Consider the following 23,486-nt stretch of genomic DNA (forward strand, 5'->3'; position numbering starts at 1 on the left):
CAGGGAGCGGCGTATCCGCTCTTGAAGAGCGCCATTAAAGAAAATCTGTCCGGGTCCATGGCACTACATAGTTATCGCATTGCCAAGCGAGTACGACCAAAGCCGCTGAAGCCTCCCTGTTCAGCGGGGTTGCAGTGGCTTTGGTGGCTAGGCCGTGTCGATCAATCGGTTAATTCGAAAGCTGCCTGACGGTCAGTGCGTGAATGTAAAAATCATTGCCGATGTCTCCAGGCTCGTGATTGGTGATGTGGAAGTTGGCGGTAGCCGCGGAGGCAGTAAAACTGCCTGCCACCGTAATCCAGCCGGTATGTTTGAAAATATTGACGACGGGGGTATTGAGCATGTTGTCGACATGCAGACTTATTTTCGGGTCGACGTCGTAACCGTTCACGGCGGTGTTGTATAGCTGGCAGGAAAACTGGTATTGCGCGCCACTCACCAACGCAAAGTTGCGGGTGAACAACACGCCTGAGTTATTTATTTTTCCAGGTGTCCAGATGTGAAAGAGATAGTTGGGGGCTGTGCCCAGCAATCGGCCTGTTTGTGCTCCAGCGCCCAATGCCCAACCATTGAAATTGCCGTTTAAAAAATCGGTCACGGAATTCAGGTCTGCCTGCACCGTGACTTGCCAGGGCGTCGACGCCTGCTGTCCATCGGCCGTTTTTGCGATCAGGCCATGGCTGCCCGTTCCGACAGAAACTTGCGTCCTCCAGATGCCATTATCGTCTGCGACAGCTGACCCCAAGGGGGCCGCACCGTTGAACAGGCTCACCGCGCTTCTGGGTGTTGCGGTACCGACCAATTCAGGAGTGGGGTCATCGCATGTCCCACCCTCTCTGACCTGCCCGGTAAGTGGGCCTTGATTGTCGATCAACTGGGTAATCATCGGCGTTGCCAGCATTTCCGATTTGATCGTCAGTTCCCGCAGGGGGAAGAACGTATCAACGCCTCCCTTGTCGCTGAAGTTGGCAATCGACAGGCCGAATACTTGAGTACCGTCCTTGAACAGTTTCAGTGGCTCCCGGCTGATGACACCGCTTAATCCGGTGTTCACATGGTTGGCGTTAATCACCCCGTCGAACAACAGGAGGACGTATTCGCTACCGTCGGATTGTTGGCCACTCAACGCCACGCGCATCCGTGTCCCTATGGCCATGAAGATCCATGGAGTCAGTGTCCAGTGTGCATCCCCCGTGAAATGGTTGAGGTTCAGCGTCTTGTGATCCGGCGCCTCCTTGATGGTCATGCGCGGGTAGTTGATATCCTCGTTGGAAATAGCGGTGACCTCATACTTCGTGGGCGCGGAGCTTTGGTCATGTATGCCTTCCTGCGTCACGACATACCAAAAGGACATGAATGTGCCCATGTTGGCGGGGACGGCGGTCAGCGGCAGGGTGAACAGCAATGAACCACTGGCGCTGCCTTGAAGTGTCGCCAGTGCAGGGCTGCCAAACCCCTCACGTCCTTTGACGAAAAGGCTGACACGGTGTGTGGGGTTCATTCCGGTATAGGTGACTTTGACCGTGGCGTTTTGCTGGGTGTTTTGCGGGTTGATGATATTGCCAGGCGATGCCTGCAACAGTTCAGGCGCCGGCAGTACCAAGGCTTTGGCCCCGATTCGCAGCACCCGTTCGGGGGCTGTCAGCGGGAGTTCGCGGTGACGGGCGATGTACCAGTCCACACCGATAATTCGATTGAGCAGTGGATTGATCAGCTCCTGCGCCAGCCGAAACTCAATGTCTTTGCTGACATTGCTGGCGGTAATGGGTAACGAATCCTCAAAAACGAGGGCATCTTGCGGATCGAGCGGATTGCCCTGCTTCCAGACCTCCAGGTGCACCGTATCGCCAATGCGCGTGTGGGCCTTGGCCGGGCAAATGGCAGGTGTGCCGAAGGGAATATCTTTGGGGTCGAGTACGCCGTTTTCATCCTTGCCGATATCGATGACTTCCAGGATATCCGTCACCTGACCGATGCGCAGGCGCCGGACGTAAGACTCCAATGGTGCCGCATGCGTGATGCCGGTCACCGTATACGACAGCTCCACCGAACCGTTCGGGTAAGTATCGAAGTGGGCTGTTTCCCAATCGAACGGCACCACGATACCTACACCGGGAATGTCCATTGAACGGGTGACAAATCGCTCGAAGGTTTGCAGCCGAGTGGTGCCGCCAGCGCTGGTGCTCAGGCAGTTCAGTGTCACCTTGTCACCGACTTCCAGGCCCTCGATTCCGGGGCCGGCATAGACAACAGTTTCTACCAGTCCTGGAGGGAAGACCGCCCCATGGGCTTGCGGAGCCGTAGGGGCCGGCGCGCGGTACTTTTCGCCAATAAGCCGTGGAGAGTAGGGGTATGACGGTGTCCGTACTGGTGAACCCGCAACCATTCGGATTCGCTGGTAGCTCAGCTTGATGGTGGTCGGGGCCAGTTTCTTCACGAGTTCGATAGGGACCCTGAATGTCACGACCCCGGCCTTGTAATCCTGCGGGCCAAAGACTTCGCTGATCCCGGTCGAGGCGTCATAAAGCGTCAATTCGACTTTGTCGCCCGCGACGACGTCTGCACGCCTTACCAGTACGTCAACGTCCATGGCTGCGCCGTCGAGATCATCAATGGCGAGAACATCGTCAACGGCGAGCGGCACTGAAGGCGCTTCAAGGTACGTCGTGTCCGGTTGCAGCGCACCCACGCCGATGTTGGACGTCAAACTGCTGTTGTGTACCTGGTCATGAAGGGTGTAACTCACCAGCAGCGGGTCGGCCGGGCCGATCGACTTGAGGATCGTCGAGGAGACGAACACCACGATGTCCTGACCGACGTGTTCGGCAGTGATGACGAATTCGACGATCTGGGTATCGATCATCAGTTTGATCCGGTCGCCCGAAGTCATGACTGGCCAGGCAGGGATGATGAAGTCAACACCGGCGCCGGCCATCTCTTTATCAATCACCTGCGGGAAGCGTGGGGCTTCAAGAGGCACGCGCTCACTGGATTGACCGGTTGGATCGAGGCTGTCCGGGAAGGTCGGCTTGAACCATACGGTGATGGGGTCCGAGCGTTCCGGGCCATTCCCGCTGGTACGCTCGACGGTGTACCACAGGTGATGGATACCCGGTTTTTCGACAGTGATCCTTGCGATGACGCTGGCGATGTTCTGGTGACCGTGATCGACAGGGACAATGACAGTCTTGATCAGTTGGCCGGTGTCTGCCGGATCCGGCTCCTCACCGGGCAGCAATCGCTTGCCTAAATACAGGCGCAGCGTGTCAAACGCGTCCATTAACGTGTAGGAGGGGAAAAGCACCCACCACCCCAGTCCGGGGCCGGCGGTTTCATCGGCGTTGACCCCACGCAAGGCCCGGGGGTAGTCGACCGCATGCCAGCCAGCAATCATGATCGGGAATATTCTGAGTACGCCATCCTCCGTGAACAGGCCATTGGACCTGACCTCGGCAAACACATCGACCTGTTGTTGCGGGCTTTCCTTTTGCAGCGCCGCCAGTTGTTGTGGCGAGTAAATGAACAGTGCCGTCATGACGTTCTCCAATCCACACACGCGCGCGAACCGGTTCGGTGGTGTCGCGTCAGAGGCAGATTGCACGCTTAAAGTCGCCGACTGGCTACTGTCAGAAATAACAGGTTCAGACTGTTTTCTGACCAGCGGTAGCGGTCGACGCATCTCGCGACCGTTCAGCACTCTTCATCAAACTGTCACGTAACTGTGGCAGCGCGCTTGAACAAACTTCATCAGACTCGCGCTCTACTGGGGTTCTGCGTTTTGGTGTTTTTCATGGGTACTGGATTTTTTTCAAGAATTGTCTTTTTGGCCGCGCTGCTGTTCGGCCTGCCGTCTTTCGCGGCGTCTCGTTGTGATGTCAACGTACCCACCGAACACGTTGATCTGGCGCAGGTGAGCCTGGCGTACCAGAGCATCGGCCGTGCGTCGGACCCTGCGTTGTTGCTGGTGATGGGCCTGGGCGGGCAGTTGATTCATTGGCCGGACGAGGTGGTGGTGGCGCTGTGTCAGCAGGGGTTTCGGGTGATTCGTTACGACAATCGTGATGTCGGCCTGTCCACCTGGCGCCAGACCCCGGCCGAGGCCAACCTGACCTTCGAAGCCTTGCGCTACAAACTCGGCTTGCCGGTGTCGGCGCCGTACACCCTGACCGACATGGCCGACGATGCATTGGGTTTGATGGACGCGCTGCACGTTGAACAATTCCACGTTTTGGGCGCGAGCATGGGCGGGATGATTGCCCAGCACATGGCGGCGATGGCGCCGCAGCGTGTGGAAAGCCTGACGCTGATCATGACCAGTTCCGGGGCCGAAGGCTTACCGGCGCCGAGTGCGGCGCTGGTGCAGTTATTGTCGCGCCGCGGCGCGCCGAATCGGGAAGTGGCGCTGGAACAGCAGGCGGACTTGCTCGCGGCGCTGGGCAGTCCTTCCGTGACGGATGACCGCGAAGCATTGCTGCATCAAGCGGCGCTGTCCTACGACCGGGCGTTCAACCCCGAAGGCGTGAAGCGTCAGATCATGGCGATCCTCGCCGAGCGCAGTCGTGTGGATTTGCTCAACCACTTGCGCGTGCCGACGCTGGTGGTGCACGGCACGGCTGATCCGTTGTTGCCGGTGATGCATGGCGTGCATCTGGCGGCGCACATTCGGGGCAGTCAACTGGTGCTGATTCCGGGGTTGGCGCATCGCTTCCAGGAAGCGTTCAAGGCACCGCTGCTGGCGGCGGTGTTGCCGTACTTGCAGACCCACCGCGAAGACACTTCGCATTGGGCGCAGATCGACCCGGTTCCATCCCCCAATCTCCTGTAACCCCCATCCAAACTGTAGGAGCGAGCCTGTTTTGTATTACGTGGGGACGACGTTATCCAGCATCAGGTTCACCGCCAGTTCGTCCAACATGACGGAGTTCTGAATGCCAAGCACGGTGTTGCGCTGGGTGCCGTCAACCGTTGCGGCGTAGTTGCTCAACAGCACGCTCGCTGACGCCAGGGATTCACTGGCATTGACCAGCAGGGTTTCGTGGTCGGTGTCGGGGGCGACGAAGTAGATCGTGCCGGGTTTGCGCGGGGTGTCTTTGGGGATGACCGGTTTGAGGTAGTAATCGAGGGCGCGGTCGGCGGCTTTGTTGAGTTTTTTGGACGCTGGGGTTTCGTAGGGGGAAACGTCGTCGGTTTCCGGTGGGTTCGACGTTACTTTGAACATATGTAAATTCCTCTAGTAGAGCCGCTACCTTCTCGCTACTAAACGGAATGGGTGGCGGCTGTGCGCAGGTTAGTAGACCGGGAGGAATCAAACCGGCGCGCCCGAGGGCGCCAAGCGCACAGCCACCATCAAGTGCAGGCGGATACCTGACTGAATGACACTTGTGCATCCAATAAAACCTACCCGGGCTACTAAACCCGATCACTGGAAATCAGTGACAGGACCAAGTTACCGACGGCCCTCCAGGCGCACAAGCCGGCGGATTCTGACGTGGTTGTAGGCGACGGCGCAAGGCGCTGTAGCTTTCAGGAAGTAACCCTAAACAGAACTAAACACACGCTCCAAAACACTGCAAAACCTGTGGGAGCCGGGCTTGCCCGCGATGGCGGTGTGTCAGTCACAGCAGATGTCGACAGATACACCGCCATTGCGGGCAAGCCCGGCTGCCACCTCGGCTCAGTCAGGTGTATCGTTCCAGCTTTCCCGCACAATTCAGCCAGCGAGGTGTGTGATGAGTACCCCTTTGAAAATCGATTTCGTCAGCGATGTGTCCTGCCCCTGGTGCGTTGTCGGCCTGTACGGCCTGACCCGGGCGCTGGAGATTCTGCGCGATGAGGTCCAGGCCGAGATCCGCTTCCAGCCGTTCGAGCTGAATCCGAAGATGGGCCCCGAAGGGCAGAACATCACCGAACACATCAGCGAAAAATACGGCTCGACGCCCGAGCAATCGCAGAAGAACCGCGAAATGATCCGCGCCCGTGGCGCCGAGGTCGGGTTTGCGTTTCGCACCGACGGCAATAGCCGCATCTACAACACCTTTGATGCTCATCGCTTGCTGTATTGGGCAGGGCTGGAAGGCTTGCAGTTCAACCTGAAAGAGGCGCTGTTCAAGGCGTATTTCACCGACGGCGGCAACCCGTCCGATCACGGGCAGTTGGCGCAGATTGCTGAAAGCGTCGGCCTCAATCGGCAACGGGCCGAGGCGATTCTGGCGTCGGGTGAATACGCCAAAGAGGTGGTGGCGGAAGAGAAGTTGTGGCTGACCCGTGGCGTGAGTTCAGTGCCGACGGTGGTGTTCAACGGGCAGTACGCCGTCACTGGCGGGCAGCCGGTGGAGACATTTGTCGGGGCGATCCGGCAGATCATGAGTGAGGCGAAGGGCGGAACGGTCAACTGACGACGGCTGGGCAAAAAATATCAATGTGCCACTACAGTTGTTCGTGGTGCTGCCGACACAGACAGCACCGCTAATAATCATAGGGACTTGATCCATGACTTTTCACGCTCTACGCACCTGGGCTGCGCTGACAGTGCTCGCCTGCCTGACCCTCACTGGCTGTGCTCACGTGCAACCTCCTGTACCGCTGGACCAGCAATTCTGGGATGCCAAGGAACCGACTATCGGCGTGGCGATTACAGTGGTGCCGGAACCGGTGCTGGCGTTGACCGGCAATCAGGGGATTATCGATTACGCCATCAACAAGGGCGTAAACAGCAAACTCAGTGACAACGTCGAAAAATGGCAAGTGAGCGATCTTAAAACCTTGCCGGATGTGATTGTCGCCAAACTGCAGGCCAAGGGTTACAAAGCCAAACGGATCAACGAGCCGGTCGACTTGAAGGCCTATAAGGAAACCAGTTTCCGCGAAGGCTACATGACCCGGGACATGACGCCGGTGAAGAACGCCTACGGCGTCGATCGCCTGCTGCTGGTGAATGTCTACGCCACCGGCGCTACCCGCAGCTACTACAGCGTCGTGCCGACCAGCGTGCCGATGGCGCAGGTGGGCGGGCAGGGCATGGTGATCGATCTGGCCGACAACAAACTGTTGTGGTTCAAACCCTTTGTCGCTACCCAGGCCGCCCAGGGCGAGTGGGACGAGCCGACCTATGCCAACCTGTCCAACGCGTTCTATCAGGCAATGGACAATAGCCGTCAGCAAATGATCACCCCGTTCGCGCAATGATGCGTCTGCCCACGGTGGCCGGTGCCCTGGCCCTGCTGATGCTGGCCGGGTGTGCGCAAAAACCGGCCCCTGAGGCCGGTTTCAAGGATCAAAGTGCCTTGCCTTACGTGCAGGCCCACGGGCTTAAGGTCGACGTGCAGCTGCCGCGAACCTTTGTCGGTGCCAGCACCGTGATTGACTCTAAGGCCGCCCTGCAAGCAGCTTCATCGAGTCAGAATCTGGTGGCCAGTTCAGGCAACAGTGCCGGGGTGGCAGGCTTGTTGTTGGCCAGCCTGATCAACACCCAGATGGGCAGCGGCAGCTTGCAGCGCGACGCGGAAAAAGCCGCGCTCAACGAGGCGCGACCGATGGCCGACTTACTGGCAGGCGTTCCGTTGCAGGAGCGTCTGCAACAGCGTTATCAACAGGCATCGCAAGTGGCCGGGTTCAAGCAGGGAGAGGGGCAGGTCACCGCGCGGCTGGTGATTGAACCCAAGCTGATGCTGACCCCGGATCGTGGCAGCTTTGTGTTGATCAATCAGGTGCAAGTCCAGGACATTGCCGGTTCGGCGCTGTATCGCATGCGCATCGAAGTCGTCAGCCAGCCGATTCGGCGCTGTGGCAAGGAATGCATCGATGACGGCAGCCTCGATTTGGCGAAGGTCACGGCGGTGCTCGACGAGTGTATCGATGAATCGATGCGCGTTCTGTCCACCGACCTGATGCAACCGACACCGCCAGCGGCAGCCCAGGAAACCTTGCGTTATAGCCTCGATGGCCAGCGTGTGGTCGAGCGGGGCTATCAATTGGCCAACAATGGCAGTTACTGGCGTTATCGCAACCTTTACGGGGCAGTGAAATCGGTGCCGGTGCCGTTTGAGGACGCGTTGACCCAAGCGCAGTTGCAGAAGGTTTACGGGCATTGATGCGACCTTGTGGGAGCGAGGCCGCCCCCACAAGATTCAGCGGACGATTTTGTCGACGTGGATGCCGAGCTTTTTCAGCCGATACCAAAAGCTGCGCTCGGAGATGCCGATCAACTGCGCCGCCGCCGCCTGCACGCCATTGCTCTGCGCCAACGCCGCCAGAATGTAGGATTTCTCCACTTGCGCCAGTGCCGCTTCCAGGTCCGCCGGCACGCTGCCCTCCGCAACCAGAACACCACGGTCAGCCGATTGTGACGCAAACAAATACGCCGGCAGATCCTCCTCTTCAATCACCGCCGCCGACGCGACGATGGTCGCGCGTTCCACGCAGTTTTGCAGTTCTCGAATATTCCCCGGCCACGAATAATTGGCCATTGCCTGCAACGCCTCGGCGCTGAAACCGGTGATGCGTTTGCCCGCCGTGACCCCCAGCGTTTGGGCGAAATGCCGGGCCAGTGGCGCGATGTCTTCGACCCGCTCGCGCAGCGCCGGTAACGGAATCGGGAACACATTGAGGCGGTAGTAAAGGTCTTCGCGAAACTCCTTGTTCGCCACCGCCTCCAGCAAGTTTTTGTTGGTCGCCGCGATCACCCGTACATCCACTTTGCGCTCGCGCGGATCGCCCACCGGTTCGATCACTCGCTCCTGCAACGCCCGCAGGATTTTCGCCTGCAAGGCCAGCGGCATTTCACCGATTTCATCGAGAAACAGCGTGCCTTTGTCCGCCTGCATGAAACGCCCGACCCGATCCGCCACGGCGCCGGTAAACGCGCCTTTGCGGTGGCCGAACATTTCACTTTCCAGCAGGCCTTCCGGAATCGCCGCGCAGTTCACCGCGACGAAGGGCTTGTCCGCGCGATTGCCGTGTTTGTGGATGGCGCGGGCGACCATTTCCTTGCCGGTGCCGCTCTCGCCGGTCAGCAGGATGGTCGCGTTGCTTTCACGCACCGAGTCGATGGCGTGCAGCACCCGGCGGAAGTTCGGGCTGTCGCCGATCAGGCTGTCGATCTGCTGGTGTTCGTCGAGCTCGGCGCGCATGCGCTGGTTGTCTTTGAGGATGTCGCGAAATTGCAGGGCTTTGTTGACGGTGATGTCCAGTTCGTCGATGTCGAACGGCTTGGCGATGTAGTCGAAGGCACCGTTGCGCATTGACTGCACGGCGTTTTTCACCGTGCTGTAGGCGGTCATGACGATCACCGGCAAGTGCGGGTAGCGGGTTTTGATTTCCGCGAGCAATTGCGGGCCGTCCATGCCGGGCATGCGCCAGTCGCTGATCACCAGGTCGATGTCATCGCACTCCAGCACCTTGAGTGCGTGCAGGCCATTGCTGGCGGTGAACACCTGAATGCCGCTCTGACTCAAGGCCGATGCCAGCAGGTCGCACAGTTTGGGTTCGTCGTCGACCACCAGTACGTTATGTGTCATCACTGCCCCTGTCGAAGTGTTCGTCGTTGGCCGGGATGTACAAGGTGAAGGTCGCCCCGGCCTCTTTTTCACTGACGCATTCGATGCGTCCGTCATGACTTTCCATGATCGAGAAGACCTTGGCCAGACCCAGCCCGGTACCGGACGCCTTGGTGGTGACGAACGGCGTGAAGATCCGTTCGAGCATGTCCGGGGCGATGCCCTGGCCGGTGTCGCTGATGCGAATGACGGTGTAGTGCTGTTCGCTGCTGATCCCGACCGTCAGGCGACCGCCCTCGGGCATGGCGTCGATGGCATTGACGATCAGGTTCAGCCCGGCCTGCTTGAGTTGCCGCGCATCGGCATATAGGGTCGCGGCCGGCGCTTGGTCGTCGATGCGCACCTCGATGTGGTGGCTGGCCAGTTCCGGGGCGCAGAAGCCGATCAGCTCATCCACCAGCGGACGCGCCAGTTGTGTCGAGCGCATCGGTGCGCTGGGCTTGGCGAAGTCGAGAAAGTCAGTGATCAGGTCGTTGATGCGGCTGACTTCGCTGACCACGTATTCCAGGTGACGCTTGTCGGTCTCGGGCAAATCGGCGCGCCGGTGCAGCAATTGCGTGGCGGTTTTGATGATGCCCAGCGGGTTGCGGATTTCATGGGCCAGGCCCATCGCCACTTCGCCCAGTGCATGCAGACGGTCGCGACGGCGCAGCTGTGATTCCAGGTGTTGCAACTCGCCGAGGCGTTCGCTCATGTGGTTGAAGGTGCTGCTCAGTTCCGCCAGTTCGTCGCCGCCGGTGACCACCAGGCGTTGGCGGTAATCACCGGCAATCACCGCTTGCACGCCTTTAGCCAGGCCGCGCAACGGCTTGGTCAGGCGCTGCGACACCAGCCAGCCGACCGCCAGGGACGCCGCCGAACTGAGCAGAAAAATCAGGATGAACAGGTTGCTCTGGTTCACCAGCCCGACCAGGCTGGAGTGGCGCAGCAGGCCACTGAAAATCACGCCTTGCAACTGGCCGTTTTCGTTGAATATCGGCTGATAGATACCGCTGTAGCGGTTGGTGAATTGTTCGATGGGTTGCTTGGTGGTGCGCAGGATCTGTTCGATGTTCTCCGGCACAGTCGCCGGGTGATCTTCGAAGCGCTGGGTCGAGAAGACTTCCGAAAAGTCATTGGCCTTGGCCAGGTACAAGCGCAAATCAAGGGAATGCACATCGGCCACACTGGTGAGGAAACTGCTGTCCAGGTAAGTGGCGACCACCAGTTTGTAGTCGATGCCTTGCTGTTCGGTCTCGAAGGTCGAGACCACCGTGCCGGTTGCCACGCCGCCGACTTGCAGGGTCTGCAACACCGCTTTGGGGGCGGTGCTGATCTGGCGGGTGATGTCGTCGGAGACGGTGCTGAACAGCACTTGGTGATCGCTGTTACGCACCAGGGCCACCACGTCGATGCCCATCGAGTCAGCGATGTCGGCGGTCAGTTGATCGTGTCGGGTCGATAGTCGATCCGTGGGCGGGCGGGTATATCGCAGGAACAACTGCGCCGCTCGGGCGTTTTCGTGGAGAATTTCGCTGATTTCGTCTTCGACAATCTTGGTCGATTCCTGCAGCCAGATGCGCACGTTGCTGTCGAAAATCTGCGACAGCGTGGTGGCGGCCAGTTCGGCGGCGATCATGGTCGGGATCACGCTGACCAACCAGAAGGCGAGCACCAGTTTGCGCTGCAGGCTCCAGCCGGAGAGGGTGAACGGTCGGGCGATGACGGGTGATTCTTTAGGCATTGGGTTTCGCTTATCGCAGCAGGTCCGATTGGATAAACCGTTTCAATACAGTAGCCGACTTCGCCCCGGAAAAGGCGCCACCGATCCCTGTAGCCGCAGGCTTCGCCAGCGGCTACATGAGTCAACTACAGGTCGTGTTCAGGCCAATTGGCGATATTCCTTGCGCACGGGTTGCGGGGCGTAGCCTTGTTGCATGAAACGGTGCTGGATGAAATCGGCGCTCAGCTCCACCACGCGGCGGTATTGCAGGTCGACGGTGATCATGTGATAGCAATCGTCGAGCAGCACCTTTACCACCGGACCACCGAGTTTTCGCTCCACGTAATCGGCATTCCATGCGCTGGTGATGTCGTCTTCCTTCGAGTGCAGCACCAACGCCTGAGTGGTGATCTGCGGCATGCGTTTTTTCACCGCCGCCACCAGCCGATGCAGTTCGCGAACACTGACCCCGGACATGGTCAGCAGTCCAGCATTGCTGCTTTCACCGGCCTTCATCTGTCGTTCAACGATGGCGCGCAAGCGTTCGTCCTTGATGCCGAACGGTGATTTTTCGTTGAAGCGGCACAGGTGCACGCCGTAGGGAATCGACATCACCAGGCTGCTCAATTTCGCCACCCAGGGCATGTTCCAGCCGTCGTAGCGCAGGGTCGTCGAGTACAGCAACAACCCTTCGATCTGCCCCGGATGTTCGGCGGCCAGGTACATCGACAACACCGCGCCCATGGACAGACCGCCGACGAACACATGCGGGTGCTTGCGTCGCACGCCAACGAAGGTGTTGCGCGCGCTCTCATACCAGTCGCGCCAACCGGTGGCTTGCAGGTCGGCGTTGTTCCCGCAATGGCCGGCCAGGGTCGGCACATACACCGTGCACCCGGCCTTGGCCAGGCCCATGGCCACCCGACGCAACTCCGTCGGGGTGCCGGTGAGGCCGTGGATCAACAACACCGCGACCTCCCCTGAGCCGAGAACGAAACCGGCGCTGCCTTCGCCCATGTCGATCTCTGCGGCATTCATCGTTTCATGGCCCGATCAAGCAAGCGGTCGAGCAGGGCGATGCCGAGGTCGATTTCCGGGTAGCTGATTTCCAGCGAAGGCGCGAGGGTGATCACGTTTTTGTAGTAACCGCCCACATCGAGAATCAAACCGAGGCGTTTGCCGTCGATTTCGATGTCGCCCTTCATGCCTTCTTCGACCATGAAATCCAGGGTCGCCTTGTCCGGTGTGAAACCGTCCGGGCCGCAGATTTCGCAGCGCAGGGCCAGGCCCAGGCCGTCGACGTCGCCGATGATCGGGTAGCGCTTCTGCAAGTCTTTCAGGCCTTCGAGGAAGTACTTGCCCTTGTTCATCACCATGGCGCCGTAGTCGAACTCGCTGGTCATCTTGAACATTTCCAGGCCCACCGCCGTGCCCAACGGGTTGGAGGCGAAGGTCGAGTGGGTCGAACCTGGCGGGAAGATTTTCGGGTTGATCAGCTCTTCCTTGGCCCAGATGCCGCCCAGCGGATTGAGGCCGTTGGTCAAGGCTTTGCCAAAGACGATGACGTCCGGTTTGACGTCGAAGTGCTCGATCGACCACAGCTTGCCGGTGCGGTAGAAACCCATCTGGATTTCGTCGACCACCATCAGGATGCCGTGCTGATCCAGCACATGCTTGAGTTCGCTGTAGAAGTTCATCGGCGGAATCACGTAGCCGCCGGTGCCCTGGATCGGCTCGACGTAGAAGGCTGCGTATTCACTCTGGCCGACTTTCGGGTCCCAGACGCCGTTGTATTCGGTCTCGAACAGGCGGGCGAATTGCTGCACGCACTGGCTGCCGTACTCTTCCTTGGTCATGCCTTTCGGGCCTCGGAAGTGGTACGGGAACGGGATGAAATTGGCGCGCTCGCCAAAGTGGCCATAGCGGCGGCGATAGCGGTAGCTGGAGGTAATCGACGAGGCGCCCAGCGTACGGCCGTGGTAACCGCCCTCGAAGGCGAACATCAGGCTTTTGCCGTTGGTGGCGTTGCGCACGACTTTCAGCGAGTCCTCGATGGACTGCGAACCGCCGACGTTGAAGTGCACGCGACCGTCGAGGCCGAACTTCTTCTTGGCATCGACCGCGATCATTTCCGAGAGCTCGATCTTGCCTTTGTGCAGGTACTGGCTGGCGATCTGCGGCAGGGTGTCGATCTGTTGTTTCAGTGCAGTGTTCAGGCGTGGGTTGGCGTAGCCGAAGTTGACGGCCGAGTACCACATTTGCAGGTCGAGGTAGGCCTGGTCTTCGGTGTCCCAGACGTAGGAGCCTTTGCAACGGCTGAAAATACGCGGCGGGTCGATGTAGTGAACGGTGTCGCCGTACGAGCAGTATTTGGCTTCTTTATCCAGGAGGATCTGGTCTTCAGGGGTGGCGATTCGGCTATCAGACATGGTGGAAGAGTTCCTGATTTTCTGTGTTGAAAGTTTCGGCATTGGCAGCGCTGGCGTTGGGAAGCAGGGCCAGCAACGCGGGGAGTTCGGCGAAGCTGTCGAAGCGCGCGTGAGGAATGCCGTTGCGCTCGCAGTGCTCGGCCAGGCGATCCTTGGCGAACACGAAATCGGCGGTGGCGGCGACGCACATGTCGGACTGGCCATCGCCGATCACCAGCACGCGTTTAGTGCTGGGGGTGGATTTGCATTTGCAGTTGCCGGAAGCGGCGCGGCAGGCGTCGCTGGCGTGGGGGAAATCGATGCGCCAGCTGTCGTGGTCGAGCTGACGCAAGCGGTTGGCGAGGATCGGCAACAGGCTCACATAGTTGCGCGCCAGAATCCGGGCGATGCCTTGTTCGATGCCGTCGCTGACCACTTCAAACGAAGCGCCGAGGCCGATGGTGTGGTCGACGAAGTCGGGGAAGTCCGGGTCGATCTCGATGGAGTCGAAGAACCCGAGCAGTTCATTGGGTGTGGCCTTGACCAGCGCGAGCTGGCGGCTGAGGCATTCACGGGAACCGATATTGCCGGCCAGCCACTCGTTTTCGATCGCTTCCCAACTCGGGTCGGCAAAACGTTGGAGGATGCTGTCGATCACGTCGGTGCGGGTGATGGTCCCGTCGAAATCACACACGATATGCCAGTCAATCATCTGCAGTACCTATTGGGCGTTGCGCGCTGTCTGCGCTTGCCAAAGGGATAGAGCAGAGACTGTGCCAACCGGGTTTGGCCCAGCAGTGCTGGGGTTTTTGCAGGAGTTGGGTGCTGCGAAGCTACAATTTTTGTAGGTCGCTACAAACAACATGAGTGCTTGCGCGGGGGAGGTGAAAAGGGGATTGATGCGCGCCTGTCCCGTACAAGGAATGGCCTCATGTCGAGGATCACTGTTGTTCTATTCACCGCGCTGACGTGCCTGTCGGCCAGTGTTTCAGCGGCTGGCATTACCGGCGAGGCCGGGGCGGGTCTCAGCTATCAGCCACACGATCCGAGCGGCAGTCGCTACGAAGTGCGGCCGGTGCCGTACCTAGATCTGGATTGGGGGGATGTCAGCCTCAACACGGATGACGGCCTGACCTGGAATGCGTTGAAGGCCAACGGTTTCAGCGCCGGACCGTTCGTAAATTACCTGCCGGGACGGACTGCCAACGGTGAGCTGCAAGGCTTGCACGACGTGCCGGACATGGGCGAAGTGGGTGGATTTGTGCAGTACGCGCCGGCTGATTTCTGGCGGGTGTTTGCCTCGGTCGGGCAAGCGGTCGGCGCCCGTGGCGGGGTGTTGGGCCGGGTCGGCGGGGAGGTGGGTTATCCCGTGGGGGGCGGGGTGATTGGCAGCTCCAATGTGACGGCGCACTTCGCCAATGCCCGGCAGAATCAGGCGTTTTTTGGTGTGAGTGGGGATGAGTCGTTGGCTTCCGGGGTTCGGTCGTATAACGCTGGGGGCGGTTGGCAGAATGTGGCGCTGACCCAGAGCTTTGAGTTTCCGCTGGCGCCGCACTGGTCGTTGCTGACCAGTGCGAGCTGGATACACCTGACGGGTTCGGCGGCGGATAGCAGCATCGTCAAACAGGTTGGGGATAGCAATCAGGGGGCAGTGCAGGCGGCTATTGCTTACAAGTTCCAGTGACCGGGACGCGCAATCCCTGTGGGAGAAGTGAGGTCTCAGGTTTCTTCACCTTCAGCCAGCAACGCAATCCCGCCAATAATCACCGCCACCCCCAGCCAGTGCAGCCCGCTGATCTGCTCCCCCAACCCCAGCCACGAGCCGAGCAGAACCCCGACAAACACCAATGAACTGAGTGGAAACGCCAGCGACAAACTGCTGCGCCGCAAAATCAGCATCCACACAAAAAATGCCCCGATACCGCAGCCCACGGCACTCAGTACGCCGGGGTCGACCACCACGGCCTGGAGCCATTGCAGGGTGAACGTCATCTGCCCCAATTGATCGCCGCCGACCTTGGTCGCAATCTGCCCGGCACTTTCCAGAACAATCAGCAGCGCCCACAGCACCACGGTACCGAGCCGCCCGTGCAGCCAATCCATCGGTCTGGAATCAGGCATGGCCGGCACACACGAGCATCACGCCCACCGTAATCACCAAGGTTGCCAGCCAGCGTCGGCGGCTGACGGTTTCGCCCAGCACCACGTTGCCCGCCAGCACCACGCCGCAATAGGCCAGCGCTCCGGCCGGGAACAACAGGCTCAGCGGGGCGCGGGACAAGGCTTCAAGCCAGACGAAAAACTCCAGCGCATAAGCGCCGATTCCGCACCACAGCAGCGGTGCGTTGAACACCTGGCCCCAAAAGGCGTTCAGCCGGAACCCGCCTTCGAGTTCCGGCAAACGGTCCAGGCCGAGCTTGAAACAGAGCTGGCCGATGACGTCCAGCACGATGGAAAAGGCGACCAGCAGAATGACAGTGACGGTCAGGTCGGGATCTAGGATAGGCACGGTCAGGATTCACCCTTGGCGGATCCTCCCGGACACCGGCGTCATCGAACATGAAGACCGGCCGGGAGGGCTTTGGGTGGTAAATGCAAGGGCCGGGCCAGTGAGCCTGATGGAGATCCCACTGGGAATTGCGAGGTGTCAGGAGTGGAGGCGGACCCAGACAGTGACGAGGACGGTGGCCGCGATCAACCAACCCACTGCCGCCACGGCCAACGAAGCCTCCAACCGCATCCGGTCCACCATCACGTACAACGTCGCCAGGTAAACGAAGTACGGAATGATCGACCACATCCCAAACACGATGGTGGTCTTCAAATCTTCCACCGAGCGCCCTTTGCCAACGATGAAATGCGCAATCAGGGCAAAGGTCGGAAACAACGGCACCAGCCCGGCGATGTAATAGTTTTTGGTCCTGGCCAGCGCCGCCAGAATCAATACAACCGCCGCACCCAGTGCCGCTTTGAGCATCAAATCCATCAGTGGCTCAGCCCGTACTTTTTGACTTTGTCGAACAGCGTGGTCTTGGCCATGCCCAGTTCCAGGCTGGCCTGGGTCAGGTTGCCGCCGCTGCGTTGCAAGGCGTCGCCGAGCAAGGTGCGTTCGAAGGCTTCCACCGCTTCGGCGAACGCCAGGCCCTGATTGCTGCCACTGGCCCCGGTTTTCTTGAAGGCCGGCAGGCCGAGGGCGAAGCGCTCGGCGACGTTGCGCAGTTCCCGCACATTGCCCGGCCAGTCGTGGCTCATCAGGTTCGACAGGGTCTGGTTGTCCAGTTCTGGCACTGCGCGATCAAAGCGCAGGGAGGACTGCTGCAGGAAGTGCTCGAACAATTGCAGGATGTCTTCGCGCCGTTCGCGCAACGGTGGCAGTTCCAGGGTCACCACGTTCAAGCGGTAATACAGGTCGCTGCGGAATTCGCCGGCCTTGCTGGTTTCGGCGAGGTCGGATTTGGTGGCCGCGATCACCCGGCAATCCACCGCCACGCTCTGGTTCGAGCCGAGGCGTTCGAGGGTGCGTTCCTGCAACACCCGCAGCAATTTGATTTGCAACGGCAGGGGCATGCTTTCGACTTCGTCGAGGAACAGCGTGCCGCCGTCGGCGTGTTCGATCTTGCCGATTCGCCGCTTGCCGGCGCCGGTGAAGGCGTTGGCCTCGTGACCGAAAATTTCGCTTTCGAACAGGTTCTCCGGCAAGCCGCCGCAGTTCAGCGCGACGAATTGTTTGGTGTGGCGGCGACTGAAGTCATGCAGGCAACGCGCGACCAGTTCTTTACCGGTGCCGGTCTCGCCTTCGATCAACACGTTGGCCGAGGTGTCGGCGACGTTGGCGATCAACTCGCGCAAGTTCTGCATGGCCGGCGAACGGCCGATGATCCGGCCTTCCAGCGAGTCGCGCTCGGCCAATTGCCGGCGCAACGAAGACACTTCGCGGGCGAGGCTGCGTTGTTCCAATGCACGGCGTGCAACGTCCACCAGACGTTCCGGGGAGAAGGGTTTCTCCATGAAGTCATAGGCGCCTTTTTGCATCGCGCCGACCGCCATGGAGATGTCGCCGTGACCGGTAATCAGCACCACCGGCAGGCTGCGGTCGCGGGCCTTGAGCCGGTTCAGCAGTTCCAGGCCATCGATGCCGGGCAGGCGAATGTCGCTGATGACAATACCGGCGAAGTTGTCGCCGACACGTTCCAGCGCTTCTTCGGCGCTGCCGACTCCGACGCAGGGAATGTCTTCCAGGGTCAGCGCCTGTTGGCAGCCGAGCAGTACATGAGGGTCGTCTTCGACGATCAGCACACTAAGGTCGTTGTTCATATTGGCTCGGCGAGAATGGGGCTTACCAACGGTAAACTGAGGACGAAGGTGGTACCACCGCTGGCCGGGTGTTCGACACCCAAATGTCCGCCCGTGGCGGCGGCCAGGCTGGCGGACAGGGTCAGGCCGAGGCCCAGCCCTTGTTCGCCGGGTTTGGTGGTGAAGAACGGTTCGAACAGGTGCTTGCGCGCTTCGGCGTCAATGCCGTGGCCGTTGTCGCGCACGCGCAGGCGATATTTGCCGTCGAATTCGTCGCCTTCCAGCCACAGTTCCGGCACCGGCTGGGCTTGCATGGCGTCGAGGGCATTGCCGATCAGGTTGACCAGAATCTGTTCGAGGCGGGTCTGGTCAATCTGCACCTGCACATCGGAAAACTCCCGATGCAGTTGCAGATGAACACTTTCCACCCGACCGCCGAGCAGTTGCAAGGCCGCGTCCACGGCTTTACCGAGGCAGGCCTGGCCTTTGTCGTCACCACGACGGGCGAAGGAGCGCAGGCTGGCGGTAATGCGGCCCATGCGGTCGATCAATTCGTTGATGGTCTTGAGGTTGGTGCTGGCGACATCCAGCTGACCGCGCTCCAGAAAGCGCACGGTGTTGCCGGACAAGGTGCGCAGCGCTGCCAATGGCTGGTTCAATTCATGGGCAATGCTGGTCGACATCTGGCCGATGGCCGCGAGTTTGCCGGCTTGCACCAGTTCATCCTGGGCGCGGCGCAGCGTCTCTTCAGCCTGTCGGCGCTCGCGGATCTGACCTTTGAGCCGCTCGTTGCTGGCGCGCAGGTCGGTGGTGCGTTCGGTAATCCGACGCTCCAGTTGATTGTTGGCTTCCTGCAAGGCTTCCCGGGCGGCGAGGCGGGTGGCGATGACCTTGCGCCGCTCGTTCCAGGCAATCAGCAGGAACGCCACCAGAGCAAAGGCCACCGCCACCAGAATTCCTTGGTTGATCGCCTCGCGGCGCAAATCCTGCAGCGGCGTGAGCAGGGTGAAATTCCACGGCGTGTCGCTCAGGGGCCGGGTCTGGGCCAGGTAGCTGATGTCCTCTTCGTCGGACTCCACTTCGCTGTTGGCCGGGAAGGTCAGTTTTTCCACGCCTTCGGCCAGGGTTTCACGGGCCAGCGGTTGCAGTTCGTTCAGCGGGAACCAGTAGTACTGGAGGCTGCGGGCGAGTTTTTCCTTGGTCTCGTCGCTCAACGGCACGACTGACTTCAGGCGCCGCGCCGGATCGCTGGAGAGGATGATGATGCCGTTTTCATCGCTGACAAACGCTTCGAGGCGCGCCCGCTGCCAGCGCTCTTCCATGGCTTCGAGGCGCACTTTGACCACCGCAACGCCGATGATCTTGCCGTGCTCTTCCAGACCGTGGGCCAGGTAGTAACCGGGTTCGCCGTTGGTGCTGCCGATGCCGTAGAAACGACCTGGCTGGCCGCGAATGGCGTCCTGGAAATAGGCGCGGAAGGACAGGTCTTCACCGAGGTAACTGTCGACATCGCGCCAGTTGCTGGTGGCCATGACGCGACCGGTGGTGTCCATCACATAGATAGCCCGACTGCGGCTGCGCCGGTTCAGGCCTTCAAGGTAATCATTGACCGTTTGCCGGTGTTCCGGCGATGGGTCGGCCAGCAGTTTCGATACACTGGATTCGAGTTCGAGCAGGCTGGGCAGGTAGGTGTATTTGCTGATCTCGCTCTCGACGGCGCGGGCGTGCAGTTCGAGCTGCCGCTGGCCGTTCTCGCTGAGGCTGCGAATGCCGTAGTGTTCACTGATCCAGAAGCCGGCGTAACCCAGTCCGATCATCAGGGTGATGATCAGCGGCGGCAGGAACAGATGGCGAATCAGACGGGGTTTCACGGCGAGTGATGGCGGCGCTGCGCGATGGAGAGAGGGGTCGCATTTCATCACAGATGCCTTGGGTCAACCACAACACTTGATCACGAACCACCGGCGCCCCCTGTGGGAGCGAGCTTGCTCGCGATGAGGCCAGCCCAGTCAACATTGATGTTGAATGTCAGACCGCCATCGCGAGCAAGCTCGCTCCCACAGGTGATTTGTGTGGTCTCGAGCGAGTGCCCGGTGCTTAGTGCTGCAAAATCTTGTTGAGGAAGTGCTGTGTCCGCTCGGCACGGTGGCTGATGTCGCCGAAGAACTCTTCTTTCTGGCAGTCCTCGATGATTTTGCCCGCGTCCATGAAGATCACACGGTCCGCCACTTTACGGGCGAAGCCCATTTCGTGGGTCACGCACATCATGGTCATGCCTTCGTGGGCCAGTTGCACCATGACGTCGAGCACTTCGTTGACCATTTCCGGGTCGAGCGCCGAGGTCGGTTCGTCGAACAGCATGACGATCGGGTCCATCGCCAGCGCACGGGCAATCGCCACACGCTGTTGCTGACCACCGGACAGTTGGCCCGGATGCTTGTGCGCATGGGCCGACAGCCCGACGCGCTCAAGCAGTTGCAGGCCTTTTTTGGTGGCTTCTTCCTTGCTGCGGCCCAACACCTTGATCTGCGCGATGGTCAGGTTTTCGGTGATGGTCAGGTGCGGGAACAGTTCGAAGTGCTGAAACACCATGCCCACGCGCGAACGCAGTTTCGGCAGGTCGGTCTTCGGGTTGGCGATGGACGTGCCATCGACCACGATGTCGCCTTTCTGGAACGGTTCCAGTGCGTTGACGCATTTGATCAGGGTGGATTTGCCGGAACCGGACGGCCCGCACACCACGATCACTTCGCCTTTTTTGACCTCGGTGCTGCAATCAGTCAGTACCTGGAAGTCGCCATACCACTTGTTGATGTTCTTGATAGAGATCATACGGCAAACCTTTTTGCAGACGCTTGACCAGCAGCGAGGCGGCAAAGCTGATTGTGAAGTACACGAGACCTGCGAAGATCAGGAACTCATTGGAGCGGCCAATGATGTCGCCGCTGGCACGCGAGGCGTTGAGGAAGTCCACCAGGCCGACCGCGTAAACCAGCGAGGTGTCCTGGAACAGGATGATGCTCTGTTGCAGCAACAGCGGGGTCATCTTGCGGAACGCTTGCGGCAGGATGATCAGACGCATCATCTGGCCGTACGTCATGCCCAGCGCCTGGGCTGCGCCCATCTGGCCCTTGGGAATCGACTGCACACCGGCCCGGACGATTTCGCAGAAGTACGCGGCTTCGAACATCATGAAGGCCACGATGCACGAGGCGAATGCGCCGATCGGGGTGTCTTCGCCGGTGATCCAGCGCAGTACGAACGGCACCGCCAGGTAGAACCAGGTGATCACCAGCAGCAGCGGGATCGAGCGGAAGTAGTTAACGTACGCGCCGGCCAGGTTCGACAGCAGTTTGCTGTGGGACAGACGGCACAGCGCCAGGATGGTGCCGAGGATGATCCCGCCGATCACGCCCAGCGCCATCAGTTGCAGGGTCATGACCATGCCGTTCCACAAGCCCGGCAGGGAAGGGATGATGCCCGAGAAGTCGAATTCCATCATTTACCCCCTACGGAGATCAGGCCCGGTACGGCGACTTTCTTCTCGACCAGACGCATCAGCAGCATCAGGCTCATGTTCAGGGTGAAATAGATCAGGGTCGCCAGGGTGAACGCCTCGAACAGGTTGGCAGAGAACTCGGCGGTCTGTTTGGTCTGCGCGAGCAGCTCCATCAAACCGATCAGCGAGGCCACGGACGTGTTCTTGAACACGTTGAGGAATTCCGAGGTGAGCGGCGGAATGATGATCCGGTAGGCCTGGGGCAGCAGCACGTTCCAGTAGATCTGCGGCAGCTTGAACCCCATGGCGCGGGCCGCGGCTTCCTGACCTTTGGGCAGGGCCTGAATGCCGGTGCGCACTTGTTCGCAAACGCGAGCGGTAGTGAACAGGCCCAGGCAGACAACGACGCTGAGGAAAGCCGAAGTGGTCGGGTTGAGGTCCTGTTTGTACCAGTCCTGCAGGTTTTGCGGCAGCAGATCGGGCACCAGGAAGTACCAGATGAACAGCTGAACCAGCAGCGGCACGTTACGGAAGAGTTCGACGTAGCAAGTCGCGATGCCCGATACGATGCGATTCGGCACGGTGCGCATGACACCCAGGATCGAGCCCAGTGTCAGGGCAATGATCCAGGCCACGATGGCGATGGCAATGGTCCAGCCCAGGCCGGCGATGTACCAGTCGAGATAGGTCTCGCTGCCAACGCCGGTGGACTTGAAGAACACGCCCCAGTCCCAGTTGTAATTCATTAGGGTCTCCCCTCAGATCGATCGATGTACAAGTGCCCGCCTGGGGAAGCTCCGTTCCCGCCCGACTTGAAAGTCGGGCACACGCCACCGGCTCGACAGCCACCGGTTCGAGTGTTTCCAAAAATGCCAGCAGGGAGTGACAAACTCCTGGGAGGGCAGCGGCCCTCTCAGGAGATAAGGTTAGTCAGAAAATCAGGACTTCTTGTCGTCAGCCGCTTTATCGGTCGGATTGGCGATCAGGGCCTTGAGCTCGTCGCTCATCGGGAAGTTCAGGTTCAGGCCTTTAGGTGGGATCGGTGCCATGAACCATTTGTCGTAGATCTTGTTGATCTCGCCCGACTTGTAGGTGGCGACGATGGCGTCATCCACAGCCTTTTTGAACGGCTCGTCGCCCTTGCGGACCATGCAGCCGTAGATTTCGTAGGACTGTGGAGTGCCGGTGACGGCCCAGTCATCGGCTTTCTTGGCTTTGGCGGCTTCGCCTGCCAGCAGGGCGTCGTCCATCATGAAGGCAACTGCGCGGCCCGATTCCAGCATCTGGAAGGACTCGCCGTGGTCTTTGGCAGAGATGACGTTCATGCCCATTTGCTTGTCGGCGTTCATCGACTTGAGGATGCGCTCGGACGTGGTGCCGGCGGTGGTCACGACGTTCTTGCCTTTCAGGTCGGTGAAGTCTTTGTACGGCGAATCTTTCTTGGACAGCAGACGGGTGCCGATTTCGAAGATGCCGACGGAGAAGTCAACTTGCTGCTGACGCTCGACGTTGTTGGTGGTGGAGCCGCACTCGACGTCCACGGTGCCGTTCTGCACCAGCGGGATACGGGTCTGCGAGGTCACCAGGTTGTATTTGACCTGGAGGTTGGGCATGTCCAGGTCTTTCTTGATGGCTTCAACGATTTTCAGCTGGATATCGTGGGAGTAGCCGACCGGTTTGCCGGAAGCATCCGCGATGTAGGAAAACGGAATGGAAGCGTCACGATGCCCGAGGGTGATGACACCGGACTCTTTGATCTTTTTCAGGGTGCCGGTGAGTTCGGCGGCGAAAACCGGAGTGCTGATCAGAGCGGCAGCAATGGCTGCGCCCAGGATATGGGGAACGATGCGCATCAAATTTTCCTCGACATTGTTTTTTTTATGGAGCCAGTTGGTCGGCCCTTTTGTGCTTCGAATGCTGGTGGGCTCCTGAAGAGGCGCAACAGGCATTCGTCGAAGAAGTGTAGAGCATGACTCGTGCCAGGCCAGGCGAGACAGGTCAACGTGTTGATTTGTAAGGAAATTAAATAT

Annotated in this window: 21 protein-coding genes; 5 read left to right on the plus strand and 16 right to left on the minus strand. The window is 59.8% G+C overall.

What is annotated here, in order from left to right; translation table 11 throughout:
• Positions 1–169: 169 nt before the first annotated feature.
• Positions 170–3,535: a hypothetical protein gene (locus AB4N43_RS22770; protein WP_460151968.1), complete on the minus strand. Its 3,366-nt coding sequence runs from the start codon at positions 3,533–3,535 to the stop codon at positions 170–172.
• A 255-nt stretch (positions 3,536–3,790) separates the two neighbouring features.
• Between AB4N43_RS22770 and AB4N43_RS22775 the strand changes: the two genes are divergently transcribed.
• Complete coding sequence (locus tag AB4N43_RS22775) at positions 3,791–4,825, plus strand: alpha/beta fold hydrolase (RefSeq protein WP_460151969.1); 1,035 nt, start codon at positions 3,791–3,793, stop codon at positions 4,823–4,825.
• Between the two features lie 36 nt (positions 4,826–4,861).
• On the opposite strand, the gene AB4N43_RS22780 is transcribed toward AB4N43_RS22775, so the two are convergent.
• Positions 4,862–5,218 carry a DUF6124 family protein gene (locus AB4N43_RS22780; RefSeq protein WP_460151970.1) on the minus strand — a complete coding sequence of 119 codons (357 nt, stop codon included), beginning with the start codon at positions 5,216–5,218 and terminating at the stop codon, positions 4,862–4,864.
• 511 nt (positions 5,219–5,729) lie between these two features.
• Here AB4N43_RS22780 and AB4N43_RS22785 point away from each other — a divergent pair.
• From AB4N43_RS22785 to AB4N43_RS22795, 3 genes are all read left to right on the plus strand, one after another.
• Positions 5,730–6,395, plus strand: coding sequence for a DsbA family oxidoreductase (locus tag AB4N43_RS22785; RefSeq protein ID WP_027922811.1), 666 nt, complete (start codon positions 5,730–5,732; stop codon positions 6,393–6,395).
• Between the two features lie 94 nt (positions 6,396–6,489).
• A complete protein-coding gene (locus tag AB4N43_RS22790) occupies positions 6,490–7,185 on the plus strand; it encodes a hypothetical protein (protein ID WP_027922812.1) in 696 nt (231 codons plus the stop codon).
• A complete protein-coding gene (locus tag AB4N43_RS22795; RefSeq protein ID WP_027922813.1) occupies positions 7,182–8,090 on the plus strand; it encodes a hypothetical protein in 909 nt (302 codons plus the stop codon). The genes AB4N43_RS22790 and AB4N43_RS22795 overlap by 4 nt, the downstream gene beginning before the upstream one ends.
• 36 nt (positions 8,091–8,126) lie before the next feature.
• Here the strand turns inward: AB4N43_RS22795 and AB4N43_RS22800 are convergent, their stop codons facing one another.
• The 5 genes from AB4N43_RS22800 to AB4N43_RS22820 form a co-directional block, all read right to left on the minus strand.
• On the minus strand, positions 8,127–9,515 hold the full coding sequence (locus AB4N43_RS22800; RefSeq protein ID WP_460151971.1) for a sigma-54-dependent transcriptional regulator: 1,389 nt from the start codon (positions 9,513–9,515) through the stop codon (positions 8,127–8,129).
• Complete coding sequence (locus tag AB4N43_RS22805) at positions 9,505–11,277, minus strand: sensor histidine kinase (protein WP_460151972.1); 1,773 nt, start codon at positions 11,275–11,277, stop codon at positions 9,505–9,507. The genes AB4N43_RS22800 and AB4N43_RS22805 overlap by 11 nt, the downstream gene beginning before the upstream one ends.
• A 138-nt stretch (positions 11,278–11,415) precedes the next feature.
• Positions 11,416–12,294, minus strand: a complete 879-nt coding sequence (locus tag AB4N43_RS22810) for an alpha/beta hydrolase (protein WP_027922816.1) — start codon at positions 12,292–12,294, stop codon at positions 11,416–11,418.
• Complete coding sequence (locus AB4N43_RS22815) at positions 12,291–13,685, minus strand: aspartate aminotransferase family protein (protein ID WP_059182227.1); 1,395 nt, start codon at positions 13,683–13,685, stop codon at positions 12,291–12,293. Before AB4N43_RS22815 ends, AB4N43_RS22810 begins: the two co-directional genes overlap by 4 nt.
• On the minus strand, positions 13,678–14,376 hold the full coding sequence (locus tag AB4N43_RS22820; RefSeq protein ID WP_027922818.1) for an MtnX-like HAD-IB family phosphatase: 699 nt from the start codon (positions 14,374–14,376) through the stop codon (positions 13,678–13,680). Before AB4N43_RS22820 ends, AB4N43_RS22815 begins: the two co-directional genes overlap by 8 nt.
• 219 nt (positions 14,377–14,595) lie before the next feature.
• Here AB4N43_RS22820 and AB4N43_RS22825 point away from each other — a divergent pair, with 219 nt between their 5' ends.
• Complete coding sequence (locus AB4N43_RS22825; RefSeq protein WP_027922819.1) at positions 14,596–15,348, plus strand: MipA/OmpV family protein; 753 nt, start codon at positions 14,596–14,598, stop codon at positions 15,346–15,348.
• Positions 15,349–15,383: 35 nt separating this feature from the next.
• Here the strand turns inward: AB4N43_RS22825 and AB4N43_RS22830 are convergent, their stop codons facing one another.
• The 9 genes from AB4N43_RS22830 to AB4N43_RS22870 form a co-directional block, all read right to left on the minus strand.
• Positions 15,384–15,785, minus strand: coding sequence for a DMT family transporter (locus AB4N43_RS22830; RefSeq protein ID WP_059183058.1), 402 nt, complete (start codon positions 15,783–15,785; stop codon positions 15,384–15,386).
• Entirely contained in the window at positions 15,778–16,152 is a 375-nt protein-coding gene (locus AB4N43_RS22835) for a DMT family transporter (protein WP_027922821.1), read from the minus strand. Before AB4N43_RS22835 ends, AB4N43_RS22830 begins: the two co-directional genes overlap by 8 nt.
• Positions 16,153–16,311: 159 nt before the next feature.
• Positions 16,312–16,641 (minus strand): GlpM family protein, encoded by a 330-nt coding sequence (locus AB4N43_RS22840; RefSeq protein ID WP_460154224.1) that lies wholly within the window; start codon positions 16,639–16,641, stop codon positions 16,312–16,314.
• Between the two features lie 8 nt (positions 16,642–16,649).
• The gene (gene aauR, locus AB4N43_RS22845) at positions 16,650–17,930 is read right to left on the minus strand and encodes a two-component response regulator AauR (RefSeq protein ID WP_231986538.1); all 1,281 of its coding nucleotides are present in this window, start codon (positions 17,928–17,930) and stop codon (positions 16,650–16,652) included.
• Between the two features lie 44 nt (positions 17,931–17,974).
• Positions 17,975–19,876 carry a two-component sensor histidine kinase AauS gene (gene aauS / locus AB4N43_RS22850; RefSeq protein WP_027922824.1) on the minus strand — a complete coding sequence of 634 codons (1,902 nt, stop codon included), beginning with the start codon at positions 19,874–19,876 and terminating at the stop codon, positions 17,975–17,977.
• Between the two features lie 178 nt (positions 19,877–20,054).
• Positions 20,055–20,789, minus strand: a complete 735-nt coding sequence (locus AB4N43_RS22855; protein ID WP_027922825.1) for an amino acid ABC transporter ATP-binding protein — start codon at positions 20,787–20,789, stop codon at positions 20,055–20,057.
• Complete coding sequence (locus AB4N43_RS22860) at positions 20,734–21,456, minus strand: amino acid ABC transporter permease (protein WP_460151973.1); 723 nt, start codon at positions 21,454–21,456, stop codon at positions 20,734–20,736. Before AB4N43_RS22860 ends, AB4N43_RS22855 begins: the two co-directional genes overlap by 56 nt.
• Entirely contained in the window at positions 21,456–22,202 is a 747-nt protein-coding gene (locus AB4N43_RS22865; protein WP_027922827.1) for an amino acid ABC transporter permease, read from the minus strand. The genes AB4N43_RS22860 and AB4N43_RS22865 overlap by 1 nt, the downstream gene beginning before the upstream one ends.
• 192 nt (positions 22,203–22,394) lie before the next feature.
• Positions 22,395–23,309 (minus strand): glutamate/aspartate ABC transporter substrate-binding protein, encoded by a 915-nt coding sequence (locus AB4N43_RS22870; RefSeq protein ID WP_059182230.1) that lies wholly within the window; start codon positions 23,307–23,309, stop codon positions 22,395–22,397.
• Positions 23,310–23,486 lie beyond the last annotated feature (177 nt).

This window comes from Pseudomonas sp. S2_B07, assembly GCF_054668435.1.

What these genes read in the sequence shown, in the direction of transcription:
- AB4N43_RS22800 (WP_460151971.1), bottom strand. Translation starts at nt 9,515, where the DNA reads ATGACACATAACGTACTGGTGGTCGACGACGAACCCAAACTGTGCGAC.
- AB4N43_RS22770 (WP_460151968.1), bottom strand. Translation starts at nt 3,535, where the DNA reads ATGACGGCACTGTTCATTTACTCGCCACAACAACTGGCGGCGCTGCAA.
- AB4N43_RS22870 (WP_059182230.1), bottom strand. Translation starts at nt 23,309, where the DNA reads ATGCGCATCGTTCCCCATATCCTGGGCGCAGCCATTGCTGCCGCTCTG.
- AB4N43_RS22810 (WP_027922816.1), bottom strand. Translation starts at nt 12,294, where the DNA reads ATGAATGCCGCAGAGATCGACATGGGCGAAGGCAGCGCCGGTTTCGTT.
- AB4N43_RS22805 (WP_460151972.1), bottom strand. Translation starts at nt 11,277, where the DNA reads ATGCCTAAAGAATCACCCGTCATCGCCCGACCGTTCACCCTCTCCGGC.
- AB4N43_RS22815 (WP_059182227.1), bottom strand. Translation starts at nt 13,685, where the DNA reads ATGTCTGATAGCCGAATCGCCACCCCTGAAGACCAGATCCTCCTGGAT.
- AB4N43_RS22790 (WP_027922812.1), top strand. Translation starts at nt 6,490, where the DNA reads ATGACTTTTCACGCTCTACGCACCTGGGCTGCGCTGACAGTGCTCGCC.
- AB4N43_RS22785 (WP_027922811.1), top strand. Translation starts at nt 5,730, where the DNA reads ATGAGTACCCCTTTGAAAATCGATTTCGTCAGCGATGTGTCCTGCCCC.
- AB4N43_RS22825 (WP_027922819.1), top strand. Translation starts at nt 14,596, where the DNA reads ATGTCGAGGATCACTGTTGTTCTATTCACCGCGCTGACGTGCCTGTCG.
- AB4N43_RS22795 (WP_027922813.1), top strand. Translation starts at nt 7,182, where the DNA reads ATGATGCGTCTGCCCACGGTGGCCGGTGCCCTGGCCCTGCTGATGCTG.
- AB4N43_RS22840 (WP_460154224.1), bottom strand. Translation starts at nt 16,641, where the DNA reads ATGCTCAAAGCGGCACTGGGTGCGGCGGTTGTATTGATTCTGGCGGCG.
- AB4N43_RS22860 (WP_460151973.1), bottom strand. Translation starts at nt 21,456, where the DNA reads ATGGAATTCGACTTCTCGGGCATCATCCCTTCCCTGCCGGGCTTGTGG.
- AB4N43_RS22855 (WP_027922825.1), bottom strand. Translation starts at nt 20,789, where the DNA reads ATGATCTCTATCAAGAACATCAACAAGTGGTATGGCGACTTCCAGGTA.
- AB4N43_RS22820 (WP_027922818.1), bottom strand. Translation starts at nt 14,376, where the DNA reads ATGATTGACTGGCATATCGTGTGTGATTTCGACGGGACCATCACCCGC.
- AB4N43_RS22830 (WP_059183058.1), bottom strand. Translation starts at nt 15,785, where the DNA reads ATGCCTGATTCCAGACCGATGGATTGGCTGCACGGGCGGCTCGGTACC.
- AB4N43_RS22775 (WP_460151969.1), top strand. Translation starts at nt 3,791, where the DNA reads ATGGGTACTGGATTTTTTTCAAGAATTGTCTTTTTGGCCGCGCTGCTG.
- AB4N43_RS22865 (WP_027922827.1), bottom strand. Translation starts at nt 22,202, where the DNA reads ATGAATTACAACTGGGACTGGGGCGTGTTCTTCAAGTCCACCGGCGTT.
- aauS (WP_027922824.1), bottom strand. Translation starts at nt 19,876, where the DNA reads ATGAAATGCGACCCCTCTCTCCATCGCGCAGCGCCGCCATCACTCGCC.
- AB4N43_RS22780 (WP_460151970.1), bottom strand. Translation starts at nt 5,218, where the DNA reads ATGTTCAAAGTAACGTCGAACCCACCGGAAACCGACGACGTTTCCCCC.